This is a genomic window from Streptomyces sp. NPDC033180, assembly GCF_055577645.1.
Genome location: NZ_JBVIPU010000014.1, coordinates 50,870 through 77,021 on the forward strand (window position 1 = coordinate 50,870; position 26,152 = coordinate 77,021).

Here is a 26,152-nt window from a genome sequence, read left to right on the forward strand (position 1 = left end):
GCAGCCGGTGATGACGGCTGCCAAGGCCTCCCTACCGCGCGATGTCCCCGTACCCCTCAACATCCCGGGGGTCCCGCGTCCCGGGGCCGATGTACCGGGCCGAGGGGCGGACAAGCCGCCCCGTCCGCTTCTGCTCCAAGATGTGCGCCGACCACCCCGCGGTCCTCGCGCACGTGAACATCGACGTGAACATGTGCGCGGGCACCTCGGCGAAGTCGAGGACGATCGCGGCCCAGAACTCGACATTCGTCGCAAGGACGCGGTCCGGTCGGCGGGCGTGCAGCTCGTCGAGGGCGGCCTTCTCCAGCGCCTGGGCCACCTCGAAGCGCGGAGCGCCCAGGTCGCGGGCCGTGCGGCGCAGGACCCGCGCGCGGGGGTCCTCGGCCCGGTACACCCGGTGACCGAAGCCCATCAGCCGCTCGCCCTTGTCCAGCGCCTGCTTCACGTACGCGACCGCGTCGCCCGTCCGCTCGATCTCCTCGATCATGCCGAGGACACGGGAGGGCGCCCCGCCGTGCAGGGGCCCGGACATCGCGCCCACGGCCCCGCTCAGCGCCGCCGCCACGTCCGCGCCTGTCGAGGCGATGACGCGGGCCGTGAACGTGGAGGCGTTCATGCCGTGCTCGGCGGCCGACGTCCAGTAGGCGTCGACGGCCTGGACGTGCTTGGGGTCGGGCTCGCCGCGCCAGCGCTTCATGAACCGCTCGACGACCGTGTCGGCCTTGTCGATCTCCCGCTGCGGCACCATCGGCAGGCCCTGACCGCGGGCGGACTGGGCGACGTAACTGAGTGCCATGACGGCGGCGCGCGCCAGGTCGTCGCGTGCTTCCTGCTCGCTGATGTCCAGGAGCGGCTTCAGGCCCCACACGGGGGCGAGCATCGCGAGGGCGGACTGGACGTCGACGCGGATGTCGCCGGAGTGCACCGGGATCGGGAACGGCTCGGCGGGCGGCAGGCCGGGATTGAAGGCACCGTCGACGAGCAGGCCCCAGACGTTGCCGAAGGAGACGTGGCCGACCAGATCCTCGATGTCGACGCCGCGATAGCGAAGCGCGCCGCCTTCCTTATCCGGTTCGGCGATCTCCGTCTCGAACGCGATGACTCCTTCAAGTCCGGGTACGAAGTCGGACATCGGGCGGCTCCTCGTGATGTGTACGACAGATGGTGGTGACAGACAGCTCGTGACCATGTGTCAGAAGCGGGCGTTCTCGGTCTGGTTCCGCGGTCTGCCGGTGCTTTGACAGCCGGCTTTCGACTCGCGGTCCGGATCGGTCATCCCGGTGATGCCCCGTGCGGCTGGTGGTCACCCAACCGATACGGCAGCGGAACGATATCCCTTGGTGCCACCCTTGGCGATGGTATGCGGCACTCAGTGCCACACGTCACCTCCCCGTGGCGCTCGGCACCCCGTCGGACGGCCCTTCGTATACGGCAAGATGACCGCGTGACCGATCCAGCCGCCGCCTCTTCATCGGCCTCCGCATCAGCCTCCTCATCTACCGCTCCCGTCTCTCCCGTGTCGGATCCCGCAGCCATACGTGCCCACTACGGTTTCGACGGACTCGTCGAGGCGGATGCGCCCGCCACGCCCGTCGAGCTGTTCGCGATGTGGTTCACTCAGGCGCTCGCCGCGGCCGACGCGGGCAAGCTGTACGAGCCGAACGCCATGGTCGTCTCCACGGTGGACGCCGCGGGCCGCCCCAGCTCACGCACGGTCCTGCTGAAGGGGTACGACGAGCGCGGCTTCGTCTTCTTCACCAACTACGAGTCCCGCAAGGCCCGCGAACTGGCCGAGAACCCGAACATCGCGCTGCTCTTCCCCTGGCACCCGATGACCCGCCAGGTCATCGTCACGGGCACGGCGGAGCGCGTCGCCCGCGAGGAGACGGTGGCGTACTTCCGCACCCGCCCGCACGGCTCCCAGCTCGGTGCCTGGGCCAGCGCCCAGTCCTCGGTCATCGCCACGCGCGATGAACTGGACCGCGCGTACGCCGACTTGGACGCGCGCTACCCGGAGGGCGAGCAGGTGCCCGCGCCTCCGCACTGGGGCGGCTTCCGTGTCGCGGCGAGGACGGTGGAATTCTGGCAGGGCAGGGCGAACCGCCTGCACGACCGCCTGCGCTACGTACGGACGGAGCAGGACGCGGGAGCGGCCGGTTCGGGCTGGACGGTCGAACGCCTCAGCCCGTGACGGGCTCTCGCGCGCACTACCCCGTCAGGACTCCGTCCAGGAACGGCTGGATCGCCTCGCGCCAGGCCTCGGGCTGGTCGTAGTGCACGAGGTGCCCGGCATCGGCCACCTCCGCGTACGCCCCGCGGGGCAGCACGCGGACCATCTCCTGGGACTCGGCACGGCCCAGTTCGCCGTCAAGGCCGCGCACGACCAGGGCGGGGCACTGAACCTGGGCCAGATCCTCCCAGTGGGCGTCGTACACCCAGGTCTCGCGGGACTTCAGCATCTGGTCGCGGTCGAACACGGGGCGCCAGCCGTCCGGGCCCTCGGTCATCACCTCGGCGAAGAACTCGCCGCGTGAGGGGTTGGGCCGCTCGACCCAGGGATCGTCCTCGCCGAACCACTTCCGTACGTCGGCGAGCGTGGCGAAGGGCACGGGCCAGGCCTTGAACCAGTCCTCCCACTCGCGCTGCGACGCGGCGCCGAGTGCCGAGGCCCGCATATCGCAGATGATCAGGGCGCGGACGAGGTCGGGGCGCTTCGCCGCGAGCTGCCAGGCGGTGAGCGCACCCATGGAGTGGCCGACGAGGACGGCGGGAGCGAGGCCGAGCTGGACGAGCGCGGCCTCGGCGTCGTCCACGTAGGCCTCGCGGGTGAAGGGGCCCTCGGGGGGCTTGTCGCTCTGCCCGTGCGCGCGCTGGTCGAGTGCGACCGCGCGATGTCGCTCGGCGAGCCAGCGGGCCGTGCCCGCCCAGTGCGATGCCCTGCCCATCAGGCCGTGCAGTAACAGCACGCCGCCGGGCGGCCCGTCCGTCTCCCTGGACTTCGGAGGATCGGCGAACTCCCAGGCGGCAAGGCGTACGCCGCCCGTGCCCGTCACGTCAATGCGCCGCACCATGGTTCCTGGCACCCCCCTTGAATCATCTCGGGCTGATCGCCTGGTTCTGTCACGCACCCCCGCACGCTATCGAACTCTCTTTCGAAAGCGGCCAGATCGCCGGCAACACCCCTCCTTCGAGTGACCACGCTCAAGGATTGGCCGCCGCCGCCGAGGGGAGATCTTCATCGGGAGGCGGACCGCTCGGGGATATCGGTCCGAGGGGGATGACCCTGGGAGCTCGGGGCTCCGGGTCAGAACAGGGGAGGACAGGCCCCGGCGCTCAAGGGCGCCGGGGCCCTCGCTCCGCACGCGAACGCGCTCCCGCTCACCAGATGGGCACATTCTCCTGCCCCCTCCCACGGCCGTGGCGGCCAGACCCGGCGCCGACCCGGTCAAGAGCCCTCAGGTCATATGCCTCTCGCGACAGCCTCGCACGCAAAGCGTCCGGGCGCTGCGATTCCGCACACTGAATCTTGGACCCCATTCGATCCCGGAGTCTTCACAACTGCCCAACCGTTACCGCTAGTTGACACGAACTCTCGGTAACAGGAGCCGGATCTCGCCGAGCTCCGGTCCGGCGGCCTCAGCGCTTGGCGACGAAGACGTGCGAAGCGACCTCCGTGTCCAGCTCGGCCGCCTCACCGCTGCTGCCCACGAGCACCCCGCCCGCGGACTCCGTCACGCTCACCACGGAGCCGGGCTGCACACCCGCGCGCCGCAGCGTGTACATCAGCTGAGCGTCCGTCTGGATCGGCTCGCCGATGCGGCGCACCACGACGGTCTTGCCCTCCGCGCCGGGGTCCAGGTCGACCAGGGAGACCATGCCCTCGTCCAGGAACGGGTCGGCCCCGTCCTTCTCGCCCAGCTCCTCAAGGCCCGGGATCGGGTTGCCGTACGGAGACTCGGTGGGGTGGCGCAGGAGCTCCAGGACGCGGCGCTCCACCGCCTCGCTCATCACATGCTCCCAGCGACACGCCTCCGCGTGGACCTGCTCCCACTCCAGACCGATCACGTCGACAAGCAGGCACTCCGCCAGGCGGTGCTTGCGCATGACGCGGGTGGCGAGCCTGCGGCCCTCCTCGGTCAGCTCCAGATGGCGGTCGCTCGCGACGGACACCAGGCCGTCGCGCTCCATGCGCGCGACCGTCTGGCTCACCGTCGGCCCGCTCTGGTCGAGACGCTCGGCGATCCGGGCGCGCATGGGGACCACACCTTCCTCCTCCAGTTCGAGGATGGTGCGCAAATACATCTCAGTGGTGTCAATAAGCCCCGACATGGGTGCCCCTCAGATTTCGCTCGTGCGGCCGGCCCTGCCCTCAAGTCTGACGCATACCGCTGACAACCGGGTCGGCCAGGGGAAAACCCGGTCCAGGCGGCCTGGACGGCGTGCTCGAGCCGTATTGACAGGGCACTGGTCCAGACCGCAACGTGATCCGCGGCACACGGGAAGAGCGTGCAGGACACAGGACATACGTGCAGACGTGCGTACGGACCACGTAACTACAGAACACATACGTACCCGGAAAGGTTCCTCGGCGCATGGGCTCGAAGAGCGAGAGCAAGCTGGCCGGTCAGTACATCGACGCCGCGATCGGGTTGCTCGGCCGTGTGCGCGACGAGGAGGGCGGGAACGTCGATGCGGCGGGCGCGCTGCTCGCCGACGCGGTCGAGGCGGGCGGCAGGCTCTTCGCCTTCGGCGCCGGACACTCCTCGCTCGCCGCCCAGGACGTCGTCTACCGCGCGGGCGGCCTCGCCCTGATGAACCTCCTCGCCGTCCCCGGAGTCGTCGGCATCGACGTCATGCCCGCCACGCTCGGCTCGGCCCTGGAGCGGGTGGACGGGCTCGCGGGCGCCGTCCTGGACTCCTCGCCGGCCCGCCCCGGCGACGTACTCGTGATCATCTCGCTCTCCGGGCGCAACTCGCTGCCCGTGGAGATGGCGATGAACGCCCGCGCACTCGGCCTGAAGGTCATCGGGGTGACGTCGGTGGCGTACGCGACGGAGACGAAATCGCGGCACGTGTCCGGCACCTTCCTGAAGGACCACTGCGACGTGGTGATCGACTCGAAGATCGCCCTCGGCGACGCGGAGCTCAGCCTCGACACGGTCGAGACGCCCTTCGGGCCCGCCTCCAGCGTGGTCACCAACGCGATCATGCAGGCGATGATGGCGACCGCCGTCGAGGCTCTCGCCGGACGCGGCCTCGAACCGCCGCTGCTCCGGTCGGGGAACGTGGACGGCGGACACGACTGGAACGGCAAGGTCTTCGAGGAGTACGGAGACCGGATCTTCTACCGGCGCTGAGCGCCGCTGAGGGGCGCTCGCCGGACCGCTGAGCGCCGCTGAAGAGGTGCTCAGCGGGCCGATGGGAATCGCACTCGGACAGTGAGCCCTCCGCCCTCCCCGTTCGCCTCCGCGAACGCCTGTGCGCCGTGTGCGCGGGCGATCGCGGCGACGATGGACAGACCGAGCCCCGCGCCCTCCCCGCGCGCGTGGGTACGTTCCCGAAGGCGCCGGAAGGGCTCGAAGAGGTGCGGGACGGTCTCCGAGGGGACGACGGGGCCGGTGTTGGTGACCTCGACGCCGTCGGGACCGGTGCGCACCTCGACCCGACCGCCCTTGACGTTGTAGTCCACGGCATTCGCCACCAGGTTGTGCACCAGGCGGTCCAGGAGGACCCCGTCCCCGGACACGGTGAGCGGATCGGCGTGCAGGGAGAGGGTGACGTCCCGCTCGGCCGCCCGGACGGTGAGCCCTTCCGCCACCACGTCGGCGATGACATCGAGGGCGATGGGCTCGCGCCGTTCGATCCCCCGCTCCGATGTGGCGAGGAACAGCAGCCCCTCGATCAGATGCTCGCTGTCGTCCGCCACGGAGATGAGTTTCGTACGGATCCGGGCCACCTGCCGCGCGTCGGGCTCACCCGCGAGACCGATCTCGGCGGCGGCCCGCTGCACGGCGAGCGGGGTGCGCAGCTCGTGCGCGGCATTGGCGGCGAACCGCTGCTGCGCGCTGACCAGTTGCTCTATCCGCCCGAGCATCTCGTCGAAGGTGTCGGCCAGCTGCTTCAGCTCGCCGGGCGGGGCGTCCAGCGCGATGCGCTCGTGCAGATTCTCGCCGGACAGGCGCCGCGCTGTGCCGGTGATCACCGCCACCGGGTGCAGGACGCGGCCCGCCATCCACCAGGCGAGCAGGATGGAGAGCACCGCGTACACGAACAGCACGATGATGGAGACGGTGAGCAGCCGGCTCAGGGCCGCCTGCTCGGCGACATCGCTGATCTTCGTGACGGCGAGGCCCTGCGTGATGTCGTTGGCCGAGACGCCGTCGGCGGGCACCCGCCTGGCGAGTGACGCGGACGGGGCCGGGGTCGGCATCCGCCAGGGCGGGCTCAGCCTGCGCGCCGGAACGGCGGTGGTGACGGCGGTGCTGATCGTCGAGTAGAGCCCCTGCCGCACCAGGAAGTAGACGAGCCCGGTGAGCAGCGCTCCCGCCAGGAGGAGCATGCCGCCGTACAGAGCGGTGAGGCGGCCGCGTTCGCTGCTGAGTCGGCCGATGCGCAGCCGCCTCACGCCGACCAGCCCGCGATCCGGTAGCCCGCGCCCGGCACCGTCTCCACCACCGGGGGGTCTCCCAGTTTGGTGCGGAGTTTGGAGAGGGTGACGCGGACCGCGTTCGTGCGGTAGCTGGTGTCCTCCTCCCAGACCTGTTCGATCAGGTCGTCGCCGCTGACCACCGCGCCCTCCGCCCGCAGCAGCGCCTCAAGGACCGCGAACTCCTTGCGGGAGAGCGCCAGATGGCGGCCGTCGCGGCTCGCCTGGCGGCGGGCCGTGTCCAGGACCAGGCCCGCCCGTTCGATCACGGGCGGGAGCGCGGGGCGCGTGCGGCGGCCGAGGGCGAGGACACGGGCCAGGAGCTCGTCGTACGCGAAGGGCTTCGTCAGATAGTCGTCGGCGCCAAGACCCAGGCCCGCGACCCGGTCCCTGATCGTGGCCGACGCCGTCAGCATCAAAACGCGGGTCAGCAGCCGCTGCGACACCACCCTGCGGCACACCTCGTCGCCGTGCAGGCCCGGCAGATCCCGGTCCAGGATGACGACGTCGTACTCGCCGAGCTGGAGCTTGCGCAGCGCCGTCAGGCCGTCGGCCGCGACATCGACCGCGAGCGCGTCGCGGCGCAGCCCGTCGGCGATCATCTCGGCCAAAAATTCCTCGTCCTCCACCAGCAGTACGCGCATCGGCCCTGTGTACCTGAAGTGCACCTTTCGTCGGTGTAAGCGTCTCCGTTGAGAGAAACGAAACCTCCCTTCCCGTCAGCCTGAGCGCGTCGGTGCGCTGCCGCGCCGACGCGACCAGTGAAGGGGAAGCCATGAGGACTGCCATGAGGACTCGTACGCGCTCGACCGCCATCGCATCGGGGTTCGCCGCACTCGCCCTGTTCGCCGGTGCCTGCTCCTCAGGCGGCGGCGACAGCAGCCAGGACAAGGCCGACGGCGGCAAGGGCAAGCAGGCCGACGCCGCCCTCAAGGAGCGCGAGTGCCTGCGCAAGCACGGCCTGAAGGTGCCCGAGCCCAAGTCCGGCGAGGACACCCGCGGCATCACCATCGGCGGCGACCTGAGCAAGGAGAAGATGGAGGCCGCCATGAAGGCCTGCATGGGCAAGGGGGGCGGAATGTCGGGCGGCGCTCCCTCGCAGGCCGACAAGGACAAGATGCTCAAGTACGCCCAGTGCATGCGCAAGAACGGCTTCGACATGCCCGACCCGAAGTTCGACGGCGGCGTCATGAAAGCCCAGAAGATGCCCAAGGGCGCCGAGGCGAAGAAGATGGAGAAGGCCGCCAAGGCGTGCAAGGACATCGTCGCGTGAGGCGCCGCACCGCCGTCGTCGCCACCGTCGTGGCCCTGCTCGCCATCACCGGTGGCGGCGTCGCCGTCACGGCCCTCGCCGACAACGGCAAGGACGGGTCCGTCAGCCAGGACGCCGGCCTGCCGCCCGCCACCGCCCCCGTCGAACGCGGCGACCTCAGCAGCGGCACCCAGACCGACGGCACCCTCGGCTACGCCAAGGAACGCAAGGTCAACGCGGGCACCACCGGCACCCTCACCTGGTCCGCCGGCAGCGGCTCGACGATCAAGCGCGACGGGCGCCTGTACGAGGTCAACGGCGTCCCGGTGCGCCTCATGTACGGCACCGAGCCCATGTACCGCACGCTGAAGACCGGCGACGAGGGCAACGACGTACGGCAGCTGGAGGAGAACCTCCAGGCGCTCGGCTACGGCGCCGGGCTCGCCGTCGACGACGAGTACACGGCGGGTACGGCGGACGCCGTCAAGCAGTGGCAGAAGGCGCACGAGCGCAAGCAGACGGGCCGCGTCGGCCCCGACCAGATCGCCTTCTCGCCGGGCGGCGTCCGCGTGAAGTCCACCGATTCGGCCGTCGGCGACCAGGTCGCGCCGGGCAAACCGGTGCTCAGCACCACGGGCTCCGAGCGGGTCGTACGGTTCCAGCTCGACGTCGCCGAGGGGAAGCTCGCCAAGGTGGGCACCAAGGTCACCGTGGACCTGCCGGACGGCTCGACGGCCAAGGGCAAGGTCGCCTCCGTCGGCAAGACCGCCAAGCCGGGCGACGACCCGGCCGACAAGACGCCCAAGATCCCGGTGACGGTCTCCTTCGACGACCCCGGCAAGGTCGACGGCTTCGACCAGTCCCCGGTCACGGTGAACCTCACCGGAGAGACCCGCGAGGACGTCCTGTCCGTCCCGGTCAACGCCCTCCTCGCGCTGCCCGGCGGTGGCTACGGCGTCCAGGTCGTCGAGAACGGCCGCGCCCGCCAGGTGGAGGTCGAGCTCGGCATGTTCGGCCAAGGGCGGGTCGAGGTGACCGGCGGCGGTCTGAAGGACGGCATGAAGGTCGGGGTGCCCAAGATATGAGCGCCGTCGTGGAGTTGGGCGGGGTCACCAAGGAATATCCGGGCGGGGTCGCCGCCCTGCGTGGCGTGGACCTGACGGTGCAGGAGGGCGAACTCCTCGCCATCGTCGGCCCCTCCGGGTCCGGAAAGTCGACCCTCCTGCACATCATCGGCACGCTCGACCGCCCCTCGGAGGGCTCGGTGGCCATCGCGGGACACGACGTCGCGACGCTCGCCGACCGCAGCCTCTCCGCGTTGCGCGCACGGCACATCGGCTTCGTTTTCCAGGCGTTCCACCTGGTACCGGGGATCAGCGCGCGCGACAACGTGGCGGAGGGACTCCTGTACTCCGGGCTCCCGCGCGCGGAGCGCCGCGCGCGGGCCGCGGAAGCCCTTGACCGGGTCGGCCTCGCGGACCGCATGAAACACCGCCCGCACGAACTCTCCGGCGGCCAGAAACAACGCGTCGCCATCGCGCGCGCGGTGGTCGGGGCGCCGGACCTGCTCCTGGCCGACGAACCGACCGGGGCGTTGGACTCCGCGTCCGGCGAGGCGGTGATGGAGCTCCTGCACGACCTCAACGCGGAGGGCGCCACCATCGCCGTCATCACCCACGACACGGAGATCGCCGAGCGGCTGCCGCGGCAGGTGCGGATCCGGGACGGGCAGGTGGTGGCGGATGACCGCTCCGCGACCGCGTCGGAGGTGTTCGCCGGATGATCCGTACGAAGCGAGTCAAGCATGTGAAGCGGGTCAGGAGCGCCCGGCTGAGGGCGGCGCGGCTCGGCCCGCGGGATGTCCTGCACGTCGGCTCGGCGGGCCTGCGCAGCCGCCCGGTACGGGTCGTGCTCTCCGCGCTCGGCATCGCCATCGGGATAGCGACGATGATCGCGGTGGTAGGCATCTCTTCATCGAGCAAGGCCCAACTCATGGAGGAGTTGGATGAGTTGGGTACGAACATGCTGGTGGCCGCCCCGGGGGAGCCGATGTTCTCCGGGGAGAAGGTGGTACTGCCGCGTGACGCGGCGGGCCGGGTCTCCCGCGTGGAGGGCGTACAGGACGTCGGCGCGACCGGCGACCTCGAGAACACCGTGCGGCGCAGCGAGAAGATCCCCGAGGACGAGACCGGCGGCATCGCCGTCAGGGCGGCGACCGAGGGTCTGCTGAAGGTGCTGCGCGGCGAGATGGGCAGCGGTACGTGGTTCAACGCAGCCAACAGCCGCTACCCGTCGATCGTCCTCGGCCATGTCGCGGCGGACCGCCTCGGCATCACGCGGGCCGGTCAGCAAGTCTGGGTGGACGACCGGTACTTCACGGTCGTCGGCATCCTCGACCCGCTGCCGCTCTCGCCCGACGTGGAGCGCTCGGCCCTCGTGGGCTGGGACGCGGCGAAGAGCGAACTCGGCTTCGACGGCCGACCCACGTCGGTGTACGAGCGGTCCACCGACGCCTCGGTACACGATGTCCGGAAGCTGCTCGCCGCCTCGATCGACCCCGAGAACCCCCGCAACGTCCAGGTCACCGACCCGTCATCGGCGCTGCAGGCGAAGGCGGCGACGGAGGGCGCGTTCTCGACGCTGCTGCTTGGACTGGGCGGGATCGCGTTGCTGGTGGGAGGCGTCGGAGTGGCCAACACCATGATCATCTCAGTCCTGGAGAGACGGTACGAGATCGGCCTGCGCCGCTCCATGGGCGCGACGAAGGGGCAGATCCGGATCCAGTTCGTGACGGAGTCCCTGATGCTGTCGGGCCTCGGCGGCCTCGCGGGAATCGCTCTGGGCGCGGCGGCGACGGCCGCGTACGCGGCGTCGGGCGGGCTCCCCTGGGTGGTCCCCCTGTGGGCGGTCAGCGGCGGATTCGGGGCGACGCTGGTCATCGGGACGGTGGCGGGCCTGTACCCCGCGGTACGGGCGGCCCGCCTGTCCCCGACGCTGGCGCTGCACGCGGCCTAGCCGGCCGGGCGGACGGAATTCGGGCCCCCGGGGGGCCGGGGGGCCGGGGGCCAGGGCCTGGGTGGATGCGTCTCGACTGGCCGCCGGCCGGTCTCAAGGCGGATGCGTCTCGGCTGGCCGCCGGCCGGTCTCAAGGCCGCCGCTCCGCGGCGGATTCTCCCCACCCGCCCACCCGTTTGCCCGGCGGCGGACACCGCCGGGTGATGGGTGGGTGGGACAGATTCGCCGCGCAGCGGCGGCCTTGATCACCCGCCCACCGGACGGCGGGGACGTGGCGGCTTCGAACACCCGCCCCCGCAGGGAGCCCCCCTCCGGGGGGAGGAGGGCCGAGCCCTCAGCCGCCCAGCACCTGGGCCAGGTCAAGCGAGGCCGCAACCCTCGCCGAGACGCTCTCCGCGTACACCGCATCCGCCCGCTCGAACTGGGCACGGGACGCCCCCCGGAGAAACGTCACCACCCCCAACGTCCGCCCCCGACTGCGCAGCACCGTGCACAGAGCGTGGACGGAGTCCTCCGGCCACTGCCTGGCCGCCGCCCACTCCCGGGCACGCTCCGGCGGCGCGGTGCCGGCACTCGCCCGTACGGAACCCACCCGATCCACGCACTGCGGGGCCGGGTGACCCGGCGGATAGCGGACGGGCAGGCCTGCCTTGGCCACCGGCAGGCAAGGGCCGGGAGCGCCCGCGGGCGTGGCGGCGGCGCGCACGAGCCGTACCGGATCCTCGTCACCCGCCACCAGATCGATCAACGCGTGATCGGCGAAACCGGCCAGCGCGAAGTCCAGCTGGACGGTGGCCGCCTCCGTCGGGTCCTCGCACTCGCCCGCAGCCCGCGCGGCTCGGTGCAACTGCTGCGAGCGGAAGCGCAGTTGCGCCGCCTCCTGCTCCGTCTGCTTGGCCTCCGTCACGTCCAGGAAGAGCCAGGCGACCCCCAGCGGCACCGGCTCCTCCGCGAGCGGCGACGCGAGCGGCAGGAAGCCGCTGCGCCAGCAACGTCGCTCCGGCTCACCGCTCTCCGTGGCCCGCACGGACACCCACATCTCGGCGGGCGCCGGCGGAGCCCCTTCGGCGAGCACATGACTCAGCGCGCTCTCCAGCTCCTCCACACCCTGCCCGAGCAACTCCCCGAGGGGCCGCCCCAGCAAGGCCGTACGCCCCATGCCCAGGGCCCGCGCGGCATGTTCGTTCGCCACGGCGGGACGCAGATCGGCATCGACGAGCACCACACCCCACGACGCGCTCTCGAACAACGCCTCGCTCAGCGCGATGGACCGCTCCAGGTCGATCTGCGCATGAACCTCGCTGAACGCGCAGTACACCCCGGAGGGCTTCCCGTCCCCGCCCCGCACGGCCGCCGACTGCGTCCGCACGAGCACCCGCCCGCCGTCCTTCGTCAGGAGCGCGAACTCGTGCACCTGCCGCCCGTGCGCCTCCATGGCCGACAGGAGCCGCGCCTCGACCTCCTCGGCGTCGGCGGTCCGCACCGCCCACCCCGCGAACCCCTGCCGTCCGACGGCCTCCGCCGCCGACCACCCGAGAATCCGCTCGGCCTCACGATTCCAGTGCGTCACCACCCCATCGGCGTCGAACGCGCACAGGGCGGCGTCCATCCCGTCCAGCAATGCCGCGAGCAATTCGGCCCCACCGGGCTCGGGTTCTTCAGGCCCCAGCTCGTCGGTGGTTCCGCTACGCCGGGAAGCACTCACCTGGCACCCCCTGCAGGCCGTGTCCTCATGAGCTGCATGTTCCGCGTGTACCGCACGTCAGATCATTGAACTCGAACGTGACGCAGCCCACAGGTACTTCCCAGAAGTCGAACGAAATCGTTGCCCGCGAAATGTGGAGCGGGGGCGGGGTGCCCAGAATCAGACGCACGTCCAAAGATTCGCACAAACGGCTGGCGTCGAGTGCTTCAGATGCCCGGAGCCGGGTGATCGATAGCGTCGGCAACGGACACACACGAAGGGAGATCACTCGCTCTTCGGCTCAAGTCGGAGCTTGGCCCCTCGCGGGACAGGCCGAGTGATCAGCCCCAGTCATCAAGACCATCAGGCCATATCGAGGCAGGCCTACAGGTCAGAGAAAAGGCGCTCTTCGATGACTACGTTTTCCGCAGGCGAGCAGACCCACCGGGCTGTGCTTCCTCAGCAGCCCGCTCTGGAATCCGTGAGAGCAGACACCCTCAGGAGCAAGGACGAAACGGCTCACGGACTCCCCGCCACCGTGCGGGGCACCGGCGGGGAACATGGGCGAGGGGAGACCGGCGGGCATCGCGTCAAACCCCGTCGGCGTCACGCCGAATCGGCCGCTGCGACGGCGGAGACGGCAGAGAACGGGAGCGGTGACGTTCCCGCATCCCCCGGATACACCGGGGGCGTCGGTGCGAGCAGAGTGTTCGTACTGGCCAAGGAGCAGCGGCCGTTGATGCCGTGCCACCGCCGACTCAGAGGTCGACGGAGTGCAGCTACGTGTCGACCCCGGCTCGCAAGGGACCGGCCTCGCCCTCACGGACGAGAAGACGGAGACCGACAAGCGCGGACACGCGGTCCTCGTGCGCCGGGGATTGGTGACGGCCGAGCTCCGGCACCGCGGCGAGCAGATCCGGCACTGCATGGGACAGCGCGCCGGGTACCGGCGCAGACGACGATCCGCGAACCTCCGTCACCGAGCGCCGAGAAGCGACAACCGCACCCGTCCGGCGCGATGGCTTGCCCCATCGCTGCGCCACCGGGTCGACACCACGACCTCCCTCGCTCACCGTTTCTGTCGCTACGCGCCGGTGACGGATATTCACGTGGAGAGCGTCACGTTCGACACCCACTCCATGAGTGCGGGGGACCGACTCAAGGGGGGCCGGCGGGGCGGATCAACGTCTCGTACAGGAATCTGCGGCTGCTGCAGCGCGGCGACGGATACGCCTACGACACTCGGCCGGAGCTCGTCTCGTCACCTTCTCGAAAAACCGGTTGAGCCGAGCCGACCCGGTTCCTATGGTGTGAGTCATCACGGAGAGGAGGTGGTTCGGCAGATGTATGGAAACCGGACGCGTGAGGTGACTGCGGGCTAGTGGCCCGTCGTCGCAACTCGATTTCGGCGCCGGACCAGCACGTGTGACGTGCGTGCAGCCGGCCCAATCCCAAGCAGTCACCCGACCCGCGAGCCGCCGGTACGTCCGGCCGGCTCCCCGCCGTTCCGTACGGCGGGGACCACGGCTCGCGGGTCGTCTGCGTTCCGGGCCCGCGCGAACCCTCAGCCCTTGCTGACCGCCGTCAGGATCTCCGGCAGCCGCCGCGCCACCCTCGGCGCCGCGAGTCGCAGGCCGAGGTATGTGATCACCGCTCCGTACGCCCCGCCCAGTGGCAGCAGCACCCAGGACCAGGAGCTCTCGCCCGAGACGTGCAGCCAGATGGTGAAGGCGAGCACCGGGGCGCAGAGCAGGGCCGCCGCGACCATCCCGGCGAAGATGGAGATCCAGGCCAGGCCCGCCTGACCGGGGGCCACGTTCTTGTAGCCCTCCTGCGGGATCGAGTAGGGGAAGCGGGCCGACGACCAGGCGCCGGTCGCCAGCATCGCGCCGAGCAGGGCGAAGGAGAGGCCGAGGGCTTCCGCGAGGCCCGTCCAGTCGCCCAGTACGGCCGCCGTGACGACCGTCACCAGCGTCGCGTACGGGAGGGTGATCACGAGGAGGGCCAGTGCGCGGGCGCGGAGTTCCACGTACGCGTCGTACGTCGACGAGATCGTCATCGCGACCATCCAGAACGCCGACGTGTCCTGGCCGAACTGGTTGTACATCAGGACGCCGAGCATTCCGGCCGCGAAGCACGCGAAGTAGATCGATCCCGTGCCCTGCAGGGCGTTGAAGAGCGGCACGATGAGGCCGATGGCCAGGGACGTCACCCAGGCCGCCTTCGTCTTGGGGTCGCGCCACACATAGCGCAGGCTGCGTTCCATGACCGTGCCGGTGCGTCCGCCGGGGAGCAGCCGTCCCGGACCGCGTGCCGCGCGGACCTTGGAGGGTTCCGCCGCCGCGAGCGTCGAGCCGTCCGGGGACGTCATCAGGCGGGTCAGGCTGCGCTGCCAGAGGGCGAGGAGGGCGACGAGGGCCGCCGCGCTCAGGGCGAGTTGGGCGATCCCGGTGGCGTACGAGCCCTCGCTGACCGAGTCGACGGCGCCGATCGCCGACGCGGGCGGGATCCAGCGCACGACGTCCGCCGCGGGGTTGAGCTGCGAGAGCCCGGACGAACCGAGCCGCTGCGCGCCGAAGTTGACGACCTGCGCGCCGACCGCGATGACCAGACCACTCAGAACGGCCAGATCGCGCCCCTTGCGGCTGGTCAGCAGGCGGATGTTGGCGGCGGCGACCGTGCGCGCCAGGGCCACGCAGATGAGCAGGGTGAGGGCGATGGCCAGGACGCCGGTGAGGGCCGCCGTCGCGCCGTGCGCGAGTGAGATGACCGAGCCGAGCGCGAGGCAGAGGGTGAAGAGGGGGCCGATGCCCACGAGGGACGCCACGAGCAGCGCGCGCACCAGTGGGCGTGGGCGCAGCGGGAGCATCACCAGGCGGGTGGGGTCGAGAGTCTCGTCGCCGCCGGCGAAGAACAGCGGCATCACGGCCCAGCCGAGCGCGAGCACGGCGGTGAGCAGGACGGAGACGGTGGCGGCGTGTTCGTTGCCGCGCAGGGCGATCAGGCCGAGGAGCTGGAGGGCGGCGACGAGGAGGGCGGCGACGACGGACACGATGTAGGCGGCGCGGCGTCCTGTCGACTGGTGCAGGCCGTTGCGCAGGAGCGAGAGCTTCAGCCGTACGAAGACGGGGGTGACCGACGGGGAGGGCGCGGTACTCATCGGGCGCCGCCGAGCCTGCCGCCACCGAGCCAGTCGAGGTGCGAGCCGGTGTCGCGGCTGTTCGCGCCGACCAGTTCCAGGAACGCCTGCTGGAGCGAGGGGGCGTCGCCGCGGACCTCGGCGAGGGTGCCCTGGGCGCGGATGCGGCCCGCGGCCATCACGGCGACCCAGTCGCAGAGCGATTCGACGAGCTCCATGACGTGCGACGAGAAGACGACCGTCGCCCCGGACGCGGTGTAGCGCTCCAGGACGCCGCGGATGGTCTGTGCGGAGATCGGGTCCACGCCCTCGAAGGGCTCGTCGAGGAAGAGGACTTCGGGGTTGTGGAGCAGGGCGGCGGCGAGACCGATCTTCTTCCGCATGCCCGTCGAGTAGTCGACGACCAGTTTGTGCTGGGCGCCCGCGAGGTCGAGTACGTCCAGGAGCTGGGTGGCTCTCTTGTCGACCTCGTCGCCGGGGAGCCCGCGCAGCCGCCCGGTGTAGGCGAGGAGTTCGCGTCCCGAGAGGCGCTCGAAGAGCCGCAGCCCTTCGGGCAGGACGCCGATGCGGGCCTTGACCTGGACGGGGTCGGTCCACACGTCGTGGCCGACGACTTCGACCGTGCCCCGGTCGGGGCGCAGGAGCCCGGTCACCATGGAGAGGGTCGTGGTCTTTCCGGCGCCGTTCGGGCCCACGAGGCCGATGAACTTGCCGGCGGGGAGGGTGAGATCGATCCCGGCGACGGCGATCTGCTCGCCGAAGGCTTTCCAGAGCCCCTGCACCCGTACAGCTGCCGGTACTTCTCCGCTCACCGTGTCCGCCCTTCGTCGCCGTTTCCGCACGATACGTCGGTCGGCAGCCAAAACGCCGGACGGGCTGGATATCCAGCCCGTCCGGCGTCTGCGCCCCCTGTGCCGGCTACCGCCGCGCCTCGCGCCCGCACGCGTACGCCAGCGGGGAGATGATCTCCTCCGCGTCGGGGAGCCAGCGGTTCGCCGCGGTGGGGCGGCAGGCCCACTGCACGGCGCCCGACGCGCCGAAGCGGGTCGGGGGCGCGGCCACGTACGCCCCCTCGCCCAGTGACACGAGGTCGATCGCGGCGGGCGGCCAACCCAGCTTGCGTACCAGGTCGGGCACCTTCGCGGTGGCGCCGGGAAGGACGAAGAACTGCATCCGGCGATCGGGTGTGCATGTCACGGGGCCGAGCGTCAGCTCCATCCGCTCCATGCGGGCGAGCGCGAGGAACCCGGCCGTTTCCGGCACGTCGATGGCGTCGAACGTACGGCCCGTCGGCAGCAGGATGGACGACTTCGGCTGCTTGGACCACAGCCGCCTTGCGACGGTCGCGCTGCCCGTCGACTGCGTGGCCCAGTCCTCGCGCGCCGGGTGCGAACCGGGTGTCGTGCACGCGGTGTCACCGCACGAGCAGATTTCGGCCCCCTCGGCGGACTCGAGCCACGTCCCGGGGAACACGTCCCAGTGGCGCTCTTCCGCGTATCGCACGGCCGTGTCCAGCAAGGATTCTCCGCGCTGCTTCGGGATGTGCGCGGCTGACGTGACTCCCATGGTCTCTTCCACGGACTTCTCAACTCCGCCCGACACCTACGGTTACGGCTCGCGCGTGCGCGGGGGCGGAGCATCGATCCTGCATGTGGGGCGCATGGGTGCACGGGCGGGGGCGCGCATGGGGAATGGGTTCCATGTGCGGGTAGCCAAGGCTGTGGCACTCCGAAGATGCCCAGTTGCCGACTTATCGTCCGTTTGTGGTGCATCTTCCGTTTGTTCCAAGGGCATTGATCATCTGGGGTGGCCGATTCCGGCCCCTCCGTCAGATGAACCACGGTGCACATCAGGGGGTACGCCATGGCCGCAAGGCCGCTCGTCGCGCGGCAGCCCAACGAAAGGCTGCAGGCACTCATTCAGGAAGCGGGCTGCTCGAACGCGGGCCTGGCCCGCCGGGTCAACATGTGCGGCGCGGAGCATGGTCTCGATCTGCGCTACGACAAGACGTCGGTCGCCCGGTGGCTGCGCGGTCAGCAGCCGCGCGGCAGGGCGCCCGGCATCATCGCGGAGGCCCTTGGCCGCAAGCTGGGCCGGACGGTCACGATCGACGAGATCGGCATGGCGAACGGCAAGAACCTCGCCTCCGGTGTCGGCCTGCAGTTCTCGCCCACCGTGCTCGGCGCCATCGAGCAGGTCTGCGAGCTGTGGCGCAGCGACGTGGGGCGGCGGGACTTCCTGTCCGGCTCCTCCGTCGCCGCGTCCGCGCTCGTCGAGCCGAGCCGCGACTGGCTGATCTCGTCCCCGGACGCGCAGGTCGGCCGGATGGCCGGGCCGCGGGTCGGGCTCTGTGACGTGGCGGCGGTGCGGGCCATGACGGAGGCGTTGAAGCAGCTCGACCACCAGTACGGCAGCGGGCATGTGCGGCCGGTCGTCGTGCACTACCTGAACAGCGTGGTGTCGGGGCTGCTCGCCGGTTCGTACCGCGAGGCGGTGGGGCGCGAACTGTTCTCCGCCGTCGCGCGGTTGACGGAGCTCGCCGGGTACATGGCGGTGGACACGGGCCAGCCGGGCCTGGCCCAGCGGTACTACATCCAGGCGCTGCGGCTCGCGCAGGCCGCGGGCGACCGCGGGTACGGCGGTTACGTACTGGCCGCGTCCATGAGCCATCTCGCGGCCCAGCTCGGAAACCCGCGGGAGATCGCGCAGTTGGCGCGGGCGGCCCAGGAGGGGACGCGCGGGCGGGTCACCCCGCGCGCGGAGGCCATGTTCTACGCCGCGGAGGCCAGGGGGCACGCGCTGCTCGGGGACGGGCGCTCCACGCAGGTCGTCGCGGGCCGTGCGGTCGAGGCGATGGACCGGGCGGCCGGGGAAGGGGATTCGGGTGACGATCCGGTGTGGATCAAGCACTTCGACCACGCCTATCTGGCCGATGAACTGGCCCACTGCCACCGTGACTTGGGGCAGGCGGACGCCGCGGCCCGCAGTGCCGAGGAGTCCCTCGCGGGACATCCGGAGACACGGGCGCGGCGGCGGGCGATCGGTCTCGTCCTGCTCGCCACGGCTCAGGTGCAGCGGCGGGACGTCGAGCAGGCGTGCCACACGGGCCTGAAGGCGGTCGAACTGCTCGGCACGCTGCGGTCGAACCGCGGCGCCGAGTATCTGGAGGACTTCCAGCAGCGGCTCGATCCGTACCGCGAGGAGCCGGTGGTAAGGGAGTTCGGGGCGCGGATGGACACCCAGGCGGCGTGAGGGAGCGCGGGATCGGGTGGGTGAGGGCTTCGTGGGGCGTGAAGAGTTTGTGATGTGTGTCGCGCACCCGTGAACGTGGCCCGTCCCCGCCCTTTCCGCACCGTGAACGGCGAACTCCCGTCCGCTGTCAGTCCTCCCTGGTGACGTAGTCAGCGTTTCGCGGAGAGCTTTTGTTACTTCCGTGATTGATGCGGCGCCGGAGGTTTGAGCTGCGTGGCAGATGGCTGCGGCGACCCGGTAGCGTGAGCCGACGGTTCCGTAGGTCCCCCATTCGTAGGAGTCCCGGTGACGCAGCAGAGCGGGCAGGGCGCCGCTTCCTCCGATCCGCATCCCGCGGACCGGCACGCGCACGAAGGCATCGTGCTGCCTGCCGACGGAAGCGAGCCCCTGATGCCCGGCACCACCGGCGACCAGGTGGCCCCCGCGGGCGGCAGCCCCTGGGGCCAGCCGTGGGGCCCGGCCCCCGCGGACCCGCCGCCCGGCTCGGGCCAGGCATGGGACTCCGCACCCCCGCAGCAGACGTACGGAGCGGGCACCCCGCTGCCCGCCGAGGGCGCGCAGCACGGACAGCACGGACAGCACGGACAGCACGGACAGGACTACACGCCGGGCGCTTCCTACGGGGGCCAGCCGATGGGCGGCTCGTACGGAGCTCAGCCGGAGGGCGGCACGTACGGCGGGCAGGCTCCGGGTGGGGCTTACGGCGGGCAGGCTCCGGGTGCCTCTTATGGGGCGGCCTACGGGGCGGCGCAGGGCGAGGGTGCGCCGTACGGCGGTCAGCCGCAGGGCGGGCAGTACCCGGGTCAGTCGCACGGCGGTCAGCCCCAGCATGGCCAGCACGCGGGCCACGCTCACGGCGGCCAGCACGCGGGGCAGCCCGCCACCGATGTGCCGTACGCGGGGCAGAGCCCGGGCGGGGCCCACGCCGGGCAGCCCGCGGGTGGCGCCCACGCGAGACAGCAGGCGGGTGGAGCGCACGCCGGGCAGCCCGCCGATGACTCGTATCCCGGCCGGCAGGGACAACCGCTTCCGCAGGCCGGTCAGCACGGAGGGGCCGGGCAGCTTCCGCCCGCCGCTCAGGCCGGGCAGCTTCCCGCTGGTGGCTCCGGTCGCTCCGGTGCGGGTGCGCCCTTGCCGCCCGTCGCGGGAGGCCTCGCACCGCTGCCGCCCGCCGGCGCGGGTGACGCGGACGCGACGCAGTACATACCCGCTACGCCCGCCGCAGGCACAGGCGTCGACGAAGGAGCCACGCAGTACATACCCCCCGTGGCTCCCGGCGCCCTGCCGCCCGAGGCTCCCGCGGGAGAGGCCACGCAGTTCCTGGGGCGCGCGCCCATGCCGGGTGCGCCCATGCCCCCGGCGGCCGGTTCCGACAACGAGCCCACGCAGTTCATCGCCCCCGTGCCCGCCGAGCCCGGCAAGGCGCCCTTCGGGATACGTCCAGGCGCCCCCGGCGACCGGCAGCCGCCCGCCGAGTTCGACAGCCTCTTCCGCACTGAGCAGCCGGAGCCCGAAGGCCCCGCGTCGACCCAGCAGATGCCCCGCTTCGAGCCGCCCCAGCCCGCGGCCCACGGTGACGGCGGGGGCCGGGCATCGCGCCGCGCCGCCGCGGCGGCTCCCTCGCGCGGAAGCGGCGGGAGCGGCGGGGGCCGCACCGGATCGAAGGTGCCGATCTTCGCGGCCGCCGGTGTCGTCATCGCGCTGATCGGCGTCGGAGCGGGCGCCCTCCTCAGTGGCGGCGGTGACGAGGAGAAGGACAGTCCCAAGACGGTCTCCGAGTCCGCGCCCGCCGACGAGAAACCCTCGCCGTCCGTCGACCCCGCCAAGGAGCAGGCCGTCGCCCTGGACAAGCTCCTCGCCGACAGCAACAACAGCCGTGATTCGGTGATCGGCGCCGTACGCAACGTAGGAAAGTGCGCCGACCTCGCCAAGTCGGCCACCGACCTGCGCAACGCGGCCAAGCAGCGCAACGGCCTGGTCACGCGTCTGTCGGGGCTCTCCGTGGACAAGCTCCCGGCCAACGCCCAGTTGACCGCCTCCCTCACCAAGGCCTGGAAGGCGTCCGCCGCGGCCGACAACCACTACGCCGCGTGGGCGGGCCAGGTCGCGGGCAAGAAGGGCTGCAAGAAGGGCCACGCCCGCACGACGCCGCAGGCGGTCGCCGCGAACAAGTCGAGCGGCGAGGCGACCACGGCCAAGCAGGAAGCGGCCGGGCTGTGGAACGCCATCGCCAAGCAGTACGGGCTCACGACGCGCGACAAGTCCCAGCTGTAGGGCGGGAGCGCGGGCCGGGGAGCCGGGTCACCTCACCTGCTCCAGGGTCTTCGAGACGTTCACGAACCCCTTGCGGGCCGGGACCAGGCGGCCGTCGCGCACCATCTGGAACGTGACGTCGGCGTTGACCAGACGCGGGAAGTCGCTCGCCGCGAGCATGTCCTTGAAGCGCCAGCTCAGGGTCGGCGTGAGCCCGCCGGTCCGCACCTTGAGCCCATCGTCCAGGGCCCGCCGCAGCGTCCGCTTCGAGACCTCGCCGCCGTCGAGCGACTCGACGGTCTGCTTCAGGACGGTGTAGGCGATCCACGTCGTCTGCACGCCCGCGTCCGTCGGGTCCACCCGGTTGTCGCCGAAGGCATGCCGGCGGATGACCTCGCGCATCGCGCCCCAGCGGGCGTCGCTCGCCGCGGGGTACCAGCCGGTGAGGTAGGCGCCTTCGTACGGGCCGTTGCCGCCGCCGGTGCGGTCGACGAGGGACTGGTCGACGCTGCCGAGCACGGAGGAGACTCTCGCGGTCGGGTACGCGTCCTCGGTGCGCCGGTAGGAGTCGTAGAACGTGTCCGTGCGCTCGCCGAGCGCCGCCGTCACGCAGCCGCCGGTGCCCGCCCGCTCCAGGGCCTGCTCGGCCTGCGCGGTGAAGTCGGTGCCGTCCTCGGGTGCCCGTATGTCGGAGGAGGGCCTGCGGTGGCCCTCCGTGAGGCCCGCGTCCAGGAGCCCCGGGAGATCGTCGCCGGCGATCGTGTCGGGGCGTACGAGGGAGACGCGCTCGCAGCGGGTGGCGAGCTGGCGGCCGTTGCCCGCCATGAGCGCCGGTTCGCCGCCGTTGACGGGATACGACAGGGGGCTGCTGAACTCCTCGTCGGTGACTCCGTACCCGCCGATGTAGGGGATACCGGCGACTTCGAGAGGGGAGAGGAAGGAACGGCCGTGTTGGCTGTAGGAGCCGACGACGGCGGCGACGTCCATGTCGACCGCCTTGCGGGCGCAGTCGGCGGCGCCCACCGGGTCGTTGTGGTCGTTGCAGGTGATGACCTTGAGCTCACGGCCGTCCAGGCCGCCGTTCGCGTTGACCCAGCGCGCGTAGGCCTGGGCCATCGCGGGGACGCCGGGCTTGTTCGTGGCCTTGGTCTTCTCGGGGGCCCAGGTCATGACGGTCACGGGGTCTTCCCTGGATCCCCCCGTGGAACCAGGGATGACCTCGCACGCGGTGATCAAGGACGCACCCGCCGCCACCAGGGCGGACGCGGTGAGCGCTGCGGTCTTGGAGGGGCGAGGGAGCAAGGTGCGTCGCGAGACGGGCATGGTCATGCACGATTCCGCCACAGCGCCAACCAAGGAGTGACGCGCTCTCAACGCATGGTGACAAGAAGGTGAATGGCAGGGGCCGATTCGGCTGCCTGGAGGGGGAACGTACGATCGATGACCGTGCAAGGTTCGGAGAACTCTTCCCGTCGTGGCCGTCGCTCAAGCACCATGGGCGGCATGCCAACGAACGACATGCCGTGGTGGCGCTGGCGCAGCAACGTGCGCTCGGCGCTGCACATGCTCTCCGACCCGGGGTTCCAGCGTGAGTGCTGGCTCGCCGGGCGTGACGAGTACGGGGACGTGACCGACGCCGTGTACCGGCTCGTCGAGGACACGTGGCTCGACAACTGGTCCGCCGAGAAGTACGTGGGGACGATCTTCCGCGACGCGGAGGAGGCGGCCCTGGTCGACGCGGCGGTTCTGCGAGTGCTGCGGATCATGCACGAGGTCGGGCCCGACGCGTTGGTCTCCGCCTATCTGGACCACCCGGGGTGGCCGGAGGCGGTCCGTGCGGCGCGGGACGCGCATGTGCGGCTCTCCGTCAGTGACGGGGAGGAACCGGACGTACCGCCGCGGACGCTCGAGGTGCTGCGGATCATGACTCGGTCGGCGGGCTAGTCGGCGGGCCGGTCGGCAGGTCAGGGGGAACGGCCTTTGGTCCCCTGGGGTGCCTCGGTTGTGGGAACCTTGGGCGCATGAACGAGAAGGTCCCCGCCCCCGCTGAGCAGTACGTCCTCACCCTCTCCTGCCCGGACAAGCAGGGCATCGTGCACGCAGTGTCGAGTTATCTCTTCATGACCGGGTGCAACATCGAGGACAGCCAGCAGTTCGGCGACCACGACACCGGACTCTTCTTCATGCGCGTCCACTTCTCGGCGGAGCCGCCGGTGACGGTGGAGAAGCTGCGGGCGAGCTTCGCGGCGATCGGCGACTCCTTCCACATGGACTGGCAGCTGAACCGCGCCGACGACAAGATGCGCGTCGTCCTTCTCGTGTCGAAGTTCGGGCACTGTCTGAACGACCTGCTGTTCCGCTCGCGGATCGGCGCGCTGCCGGTCGAGATCGCGGCGGTCGTCTCCAACCACACGGACTTCGCCGAGCTGGTCGCCTCGTACGACATCCCCTTCCACCACATCCCGGTGACGAAGGACAACAAGGAGCAGGCCGAGGCACAGTTCCTGGAGCTGGTGCGCGCGGAGAACGTGGAGCTCGTCGTGCTCGCCCGCTATATGCAGGTGCTCTCGGACGACCTCTGCAAGCAGCTCAGCGGCCGGATCATCAACATCCACCACTCCTTCCTGCCGAGCTTCAAGGGCGCGAAGCCGTACCACCAGGCGCACGCGCGCGGTGTGAAGCTGATCGGCGCCACCGCGCACTATGTGACGGCGGACCTCGACGAGGGACCGATCATCGAGCAGGAGGTCGAGCGGGTCGGCCACGACGTCACGCCGAACCAGCTGGTCGCGATCGGCCGGGACGTGGAATGCCAGGCGCTCGCCCGGGCCGTGAAGTGGCATGCCGAGCGCAGGATCCTGCTGAACGGCCGCCGGACGGTCGTCTTCGCGTAGCGCGTCTCCCCGAGCTACATCCGGCTCAGCGACGCCGCCGCGAACAGCACGTCCCTGATCGCCTCGCGGTCCCCGACCTGCCCCGCTGCCGCCTCCTGTGGAGACACGTGGCCCGCGGCCAGGCGGCAGAACTCGACGCCGTCCAGCGCGACATGGGCCACCTCACGGTCCGCCGACGCGCTGGCGCCGGGGGAGTCGAGAGGGATGAACCACTCGCCGCCGCCCATGCCCTCGACCTCCAGGCGCAGGCTCCGGCCGGGTGCGCCCGCCGCGACCAGACCGTGCGAGGGAGCGGCGAGCCCCGCGCGGCGGCGGTCGGCGAGCGTGCCGGGGAGCAGCCGGGCGGCGAGGTCGATCATGCGGTGCAGATGGCGCGGGGACGGCGGCTCGTAGGGGTAGTCGACCGCCTCCGCGATGTCGCCCGCGTGGATCCAGCACTCGAAGGCGCGGTCCAGCATCGAGTCCCGCAGCGGCAGTTCGACGCGGTGGCCCCGTTCGTCCGGGGCGCTGTACGGGACGGTGAGGCCGCCGGAGCCGCAGCCGTGCGTGCCGCCTCCCGTGAAGGACACCGTGCGGATCAGCTCGTGGGTCTGCTCCCGCCAGGGCCCGCGCACCGCGCGCGTGGGCGGGAAGTACGAAGCGCGCCAGTACGCCTCGGTGCGTTGTCCCGGGTCGGACCGCGGCGGTGTCTCCCTGCCCAGGGGGTCGTCCAGGCCCAGGGCCAGCGCGACCAGGCCGTCGACGGCGAGGAGGTGCGCGATCACCCCGGCCACCGTCGTCTTGCGGCTGACCGGATGGTCCTCGTCGAACCATCGCAGGCGCACCGGAGCGTGCCACTCCGAGTCGCCGATGTCCCGTAGGAGCGCGTCGAGCCGCGCGGTCTCGGCGTCGTACGGAACGGCCCACTCGGGCACCGGGATACGAGGCGGGCGCCGCCCGAGGCAGCTCTCGATGACGCGGTTGCGCAGGCCAGGGTCGAGGTCGAGGCTCTCCTCCTGATGCAGCAGGCCCACCGCGTCGCGCAGCCGCAGCGCCTCTTCCGCACAGGGGCCGCAGTGGCCCAGGTGTTCCTCGACGGCGACGGCTTCCTCGACGGAGCAGGCGGCGAGCGCCCAGGCCCCGAGCAGGGATTTCAGGACGCGGTGGTCGAGGGCGAGCGGCGGGTCGGGCAAGGGTTTCCCGGTGTCTTCTATGGAGGTGCGGGGCAGCGGTATGCGAGGCGGTCGACGGGCGTCGTTCTGACCGCCTCCTCCGTGGCCGCCCGCGCCCTCGCCGCCGCCGTCTCCCTGACCGCCGGCGCCCTCGCCGCCGTTCTCGGGGCGGTCCGGTTCCTCGAACGGTTCCTGCCGGCCGGGCCCCTTCACAGCGCTCTCCCGTAACCGGGACGGGCGCCCGGTGAGGGGTGCGGCTCCGCAGGCCCCGCCACGTCGTTCGCGGTGGAGAGCAGCTGCAGGCCGAGGCGGAGGCGGCGCCGCGCCTCGTCCTCCGTCACGCCGAGATCGGCCGCCGTCTGGCGATAGTCGCGCCGCTGGAAGTAGGCGAGCTCCAGGGCGGCGCGCAGGGGGGCGGGCATGGCCGTGACGATGTAGTCCGCGCGGGCGGCGGCCGACGCGCGGCGCACCTTGCGCTCCAGGTCCTCCGTGGTGCCCTCGCCGCCGCGGGCCAGGGCGGCGGACTCGGTCTGGCGAAGGCGCCGGACGGCCCGCTGGTGGGTGAGCGTGGCCACCCAGGAGCGCAGGGGGCCCTGCTTGGGGTCGTACGCGTCGGGGTTCTCCCAGACGTGGGCGAAGACCTCGCGGGTGATCCGGTCGGCGGCGTCCTCGTCGCCGAGCACGCGGTGGGCGAGGCCGTGCACGAGCGAGGCGAAGCGGTCGTACAGCTCGCCGAGCGCGGCTGCCTCCCCGTGCGCCAGTCGCTGCTGCATGCGGCGGTCCCAGCGGCGCGGCGCTTCCTTCGCCATGCGGCCCCCTCTGCGCGTGCCGTTCCTTGCCCGACCCGATCGAAACCCTCCATCGAA

The 26,152-nt window shown here is 71.3% G+C and carries 24 protein-coding genes and 1 pseudogene; 12 read left to right on the forward strand and 13 right to left on the reverse strand.

Annotation, left to right across the window (positions count from 1 at the left end; all coding sequences use genetic code 11):
- Positions 1–31: 31 nt before the first annotated feature.
- The gene (locus ACZ5WE_RS30235; RefSeq protein WP_467689722.1) at positions 32–1,132 is read right to left on the reverse strand and encodes a citrate synthase 2; all 1,101 of its coding nucleotides are present in this window, start codon (positions 1,130–1,132) and stop codon (positions 32–34) included.
- A gap of 294 nt (positions 1,133–1,426) precedes the next feature.
- Between ACZ5WE_RS30235 and pdxH the strand changes: the two genes are divergently transcribed.
- Positions 1,427–2,191 (forward strand): pyridoxamine 5'-phosphate oxidase, encoded by a 765-nt coding sequence (gene pdxH / locus ACZ5WE_RS30240; RefSeq protein ID WP_467689827.1) that lies wholly within the window; start codon positions 1,427–1,429, stop codon positions 2,189–2,191.
- 16 nt (positions 2,192–2,207) lie between these two features.
- Here the strand turns inward: pdxH and ACZ5WE_RS30245 are convergent, their stop codons facing one another.
- The gene (locus ACZ5WE_RS30245; protein WP_467689720.1) at positions 2,208–3,071 is read right to left on the reverse strand and encodes an alpha/beta fold hydrolase; all 864 of its coding nucleotides are present in this window, start codon (positions 3,069–3,071) and stop codon (positions 2,208–2,210) included.
- A gap of 565 nt (positions 3,072–3,636) precedes the next feature.
- Positions 3,637–4,329 carry a metal-dependent transcriptional regulator gene (locus ACZ5WE_RS30250; RefSeq protein ID WP_467689719.1) on the reverse strand — a complete coding sequence of 231 codons (693 nt, stop codon included), beginning with the start codon at positions 4,327–4,329 and terminating at the stop codon, positions 3,637–3,639.
- 263 nt (positions 4,330–4,592) lie between these two features.
- Here ACZ5WE_RS30250 and ACZ5WE_RS30255 point away from each other — a divergent pair, with 263 nt between their 5' ends.
- A complete protein-coding gene (locus tag ACZ5WE_RS30255) occupies positions 4,593–5,357 on the forward strand; it encodes an SIS domain-containing protein (protein WP_467689717.1) in 765 nt (254 codons plus the stop codon).
- Positions 5,358–5,407: 50 nt separating this feature from the next.
- On the opposite strand, the gene ACZ5WE_RS30260 is transcribed toward ACZ5WE_RS30255, so the two are convergent.
- Complete coding sequence (locus ACZ5WE_RS30260) at positions 5,408–6,559, reverse strand: sensor histidine kinase (RefSeq protein WP_467689826.1); 1,152 nt, start codon at positions 6,557–6,559, stop codon at positions 5,408–5,410.
- Positions 6,560–6,621: 62 nt separating this feature from the next.
- The gene (locus ACZ5WE_RS30265) at positions 6,622–7,290 is read right to left on the reverse strand and encodes a response regulator transcription factor (RefSeq protein ID WP_467689716.1); all 669 of its coding nucleotides are present in this window, start codon (positions 7,288–7,290) and stop codon (positions 6,622–6,624) included.
- A 143-nt stretch (positions 7,291–7,433) separates the two neighbouring features.
- Here ACZ5WE_RS30265 and ACZ5WE_RS30270 point away from each other — a divergent pair, with 143 nt between their 5' ends.
- The 4 genes from ACZ5WE_RS30270 to ACZ5WE_RS30285 are packed head-to-tail and all read left to right on the forward strand — an operon-like array spanning position 7,434 to position 10,913.
- Positions 7,434–7,919 (forward strand): hypothetical protein, encoded by a 486-nt coding sequence (locus tag ACZ5WE_RS30270; protein WP_467689714.1) that lies wholly within the window; start codon positions 7,434–7,436, stop codon positions 7,917–7,919.
- Positions 7,916–8,983 (forward strand): peptidoglycan-binding protein, encoded by a 1,068-nt coding sequence (locus ACZ5WE_RS30275; protein WP_467689712.1) that lies wholly within the window; start codon positions 7,916–7,918, stop codon positions 8,981–8,983. Before ACZ5WE_RS30270 ends, ACZ5WE_RS30275 begins: the two co-directional genes overlap by 4 nt.
- The gene (locus ACZ5WE_RS30280; RefSeq protein WP_467689710.1) at positions 8,980–9,681 is read left to right on the forward strand and encodes an ABC transporter ATP-binding protein; all 702 of its coding nucleotides are present in this window, start codon (positions 8,980–8,982) and stop codon (positions 9,679–9,681) included. The genes ACZ5WE_RS30275 and ACZ5WE_RS30280 overlap by 4 nt, the downstream gene beginning before the upstream one ends.
- Complete coding sequence (locus tag ACZ5WE_RS30285; RefSeq protein ID WP_467689709.1) at positions 9,678–10,913, forward strand: ABC transporter permease; 1,236 nt, start codon at positions 9,678–9,680, stop codon at positions 10,911–10,913. Before ACZ5WE_RS30280 ends, ACZ5WE_RS30285 begins: the two co-directional genes overlap by 4 nt.
- A 130-nt stretch (positions 10,914–11,043) precedes the next feature.
- Here ACZ5WE_RS30285 and ACZ5WE_RS30290 read toward each other — a convergent pair.
- Positions 11,044–11,196 (reverse strand): annotated as a pseudogene (locus ACZ5WE_RS30290) (DUF3459 domain-containing protein); the annotation flags it as partial.
- A gap of 51 nt (positions 11,197–11,247) precedes the next feature.
- On the reverse strand, positions 11,248–12,618 hold the full coding sequence (locus ACZ5WE_RS30295; RefSeq protein WP_467689707.1) for a PAS domain-containing protein: 1,371 nt from the start codon (positions 12,616–12,618) through the stop codon (positions 11,248–11,250).
- Between the two features lie 752 nt (positions 12,619–13,370).
- On the opposite strand from ACZ5WE_RS30295, the gene ACZ5WE_RS30300 reads away from it, so the two are divergent.
- Positions 13,371–13,979 (forward strand): RRXRR domain-containing protein, encoded by a 609-nt coding sequence (locus ACZ5WE_RS30300; RefSeq protein ID WP_467689705.1) that lies wholly within the window; start codon positions 13,371–13,373, stop codon positions 13,977–13,979.
- 182 nt (positions 13,980–14,161) lie between these two features.
- On the opposite strand, the gene ACZ5WE_RS30305 is transcribed toward ACZ5WE_RS30300, so the two are convergent.
- The 3 genes from ACZ5WE_RS30305 to ACZ5WE_RS30315 all read right to left on the reverse strand — a co-directional run bounded on the left by ACZ5WE_RS30305 (position 14,162) and on the right by ACZ5WE_RS30315 (position 17,302).
- Positions 14,162–15,757, reverse strand: coding sequence for a transporter (locus ACZ5WE_RS30305; protein ID WP_467689704.1), 1,596 nt, complete (start codon positions 15,755–15,757; stop codon positions 14,162–14,164).
- Entirely contained in the window at positions 15,754–16,548 is a 795-nt protein-coding gene (locus ACZ5WE_RS30310) for an ABC transporter ATP-binding protein (protein WP_467689702.1), read from the reverse strand. Before ACZ5WE_RS30310 ends, ACZ5WE_RS30305 begins: the two co-directional genes overlap by 4 nt.
- A 106-nt stretch (positions 16,549–16,654) precedes the next feature.
- Complete coding sequence (locus ACZ5WE_RS30315; protein ID WP_467689700.1) at positions 16,655–17,302, reverse strand: bifunctional DNA primase/polymerase; 648 nt, start codon at positions 17,300–17,302, stop codon at positions 16,655–16,657.
- 297 nt (positions 17,303–17,599) lie between these two features.
- On the opposite strand from ACZ5WE_RS30315, the gene ACZ5WE_RS30320 reads away from it, so the two are divergent.
- Together ACZ5WE_RS30320 and ACZ5WE_RS30325 are read left to right on the forward strand one after the other, a co-directional pair.
- Entirely contained in the window at positions 17,600–18,988 is a 1,389-nt protein-coding gene (locus ACZ5WE_RS30320; protein ID WP_467689698.1) for a transcriptional regulator, read from the forward strand.
- A gap of 285 nt (positions 18,989–19,273) precedes the next feature.
- Positions 19,274–21,262: a hypothetical protein gene (locus tag ACZ5WE_RS30325; protein ID WP_467689696.1), complete on the forward strand. Its 1,989-nt coding sequence runs from the start codon at positions 19,274–19,276 to the stop codon at positions 21,260–21,262.
- Positions 21,263–21,289: 27 nt separating this feature from the next.
- Here ACZ5WE_RS30325 and ACZ5WE_RS30330 read toward each other — a convergent pair whose 3' ends face one another.
- Positions 21,290–22,411, reverse strand: a complete 1,122-nt coding sequence (locus tag ACZ5WE_RS30330) for an ABC transporter substrate-binding protein (RefSeq protein WP_467689825.1) — start codon at positions 22,409–22,411, stop codon at positions 21,290–21,292.
- Positions 22,412–22,454: 43 nt separating this feature from the next.
- On the opposite strand from ACZ5WE_RS30330, the gene ACZ5WE_RS30335 reads away from it, so the two are divergent.
- The 3 genes from ACZ5WE_RS30335 (at position 22,455) to purU (ending at position 24,135) form a co-directional block, all read left to right on the forward strand.
- The gene (locus tag ACZ5WE_RS30335) at positions 22,455–22,604 is read left to right on the forward strand and encodes a hypothetical protein (protein ID WP_467689695.1); all 150 of its coding nucleotides are present in this window, start codon (positions 22,455–22,457) and stop codon (positions 22,602–22,604) included.
- 77 nt (positions 22,605–22,681) lie between these two features.
- Complete coding sequence (locus tag ACZ5WE_RS30340; RefSeq protein WP_467689693.1) at positions 22,682–23,185, forward strand: SCO4402 family protein; 504 nt, start codon at positions 22,682–22,684, stop codon at positions 23,183–23,185.
- A gap of 77 nt (positions 23,186–23,262) precedes the next feature.
- Positions 23,263–24,135: a formyltetrahydrofolate deformylase gene (purU, locus tag ACZ5WE_RS30345; protein WP_467689692.1), complete on the forward strand. Its 873-nt coding sequence runs from the start codon at positions 23,263–23,265 to the stop codon at positions 24,133–24,135.
- A gap of 14 nt (positions 24,136–24,149) precedes the next feature.
- Here the strand turns inward: purU and ACZ5WE_RS30350 are convergent, their stop codons facing one another.
- Entirely contained in the window at positions 24,150–25,499 is a 1,350-nt protein-coding gene (locus tag ACZ5WE_RS30350; RefSeq protein ID WP_467689690.1) for a zf-HC2 domain-containing protein, read from the reverse strand.
- Positions 25,496–26,095, reverse strand: coding sequence for a sigma-70 family RNA polymerase sigma factor (locus tag ACZ5WE_RS30355; protein ID WP_467689688.1), 600 nt, complete (start codon positions 26,093–26,095; stop codon positions 25,496–25,498). Before ACZ5WE_RS30355 ends, ACZ5WE_RS30350 begins: the two co-directional genes overlap by 4 nt.
- Positions 26,096–26,152: the final 57 nt, after the last annotated feature.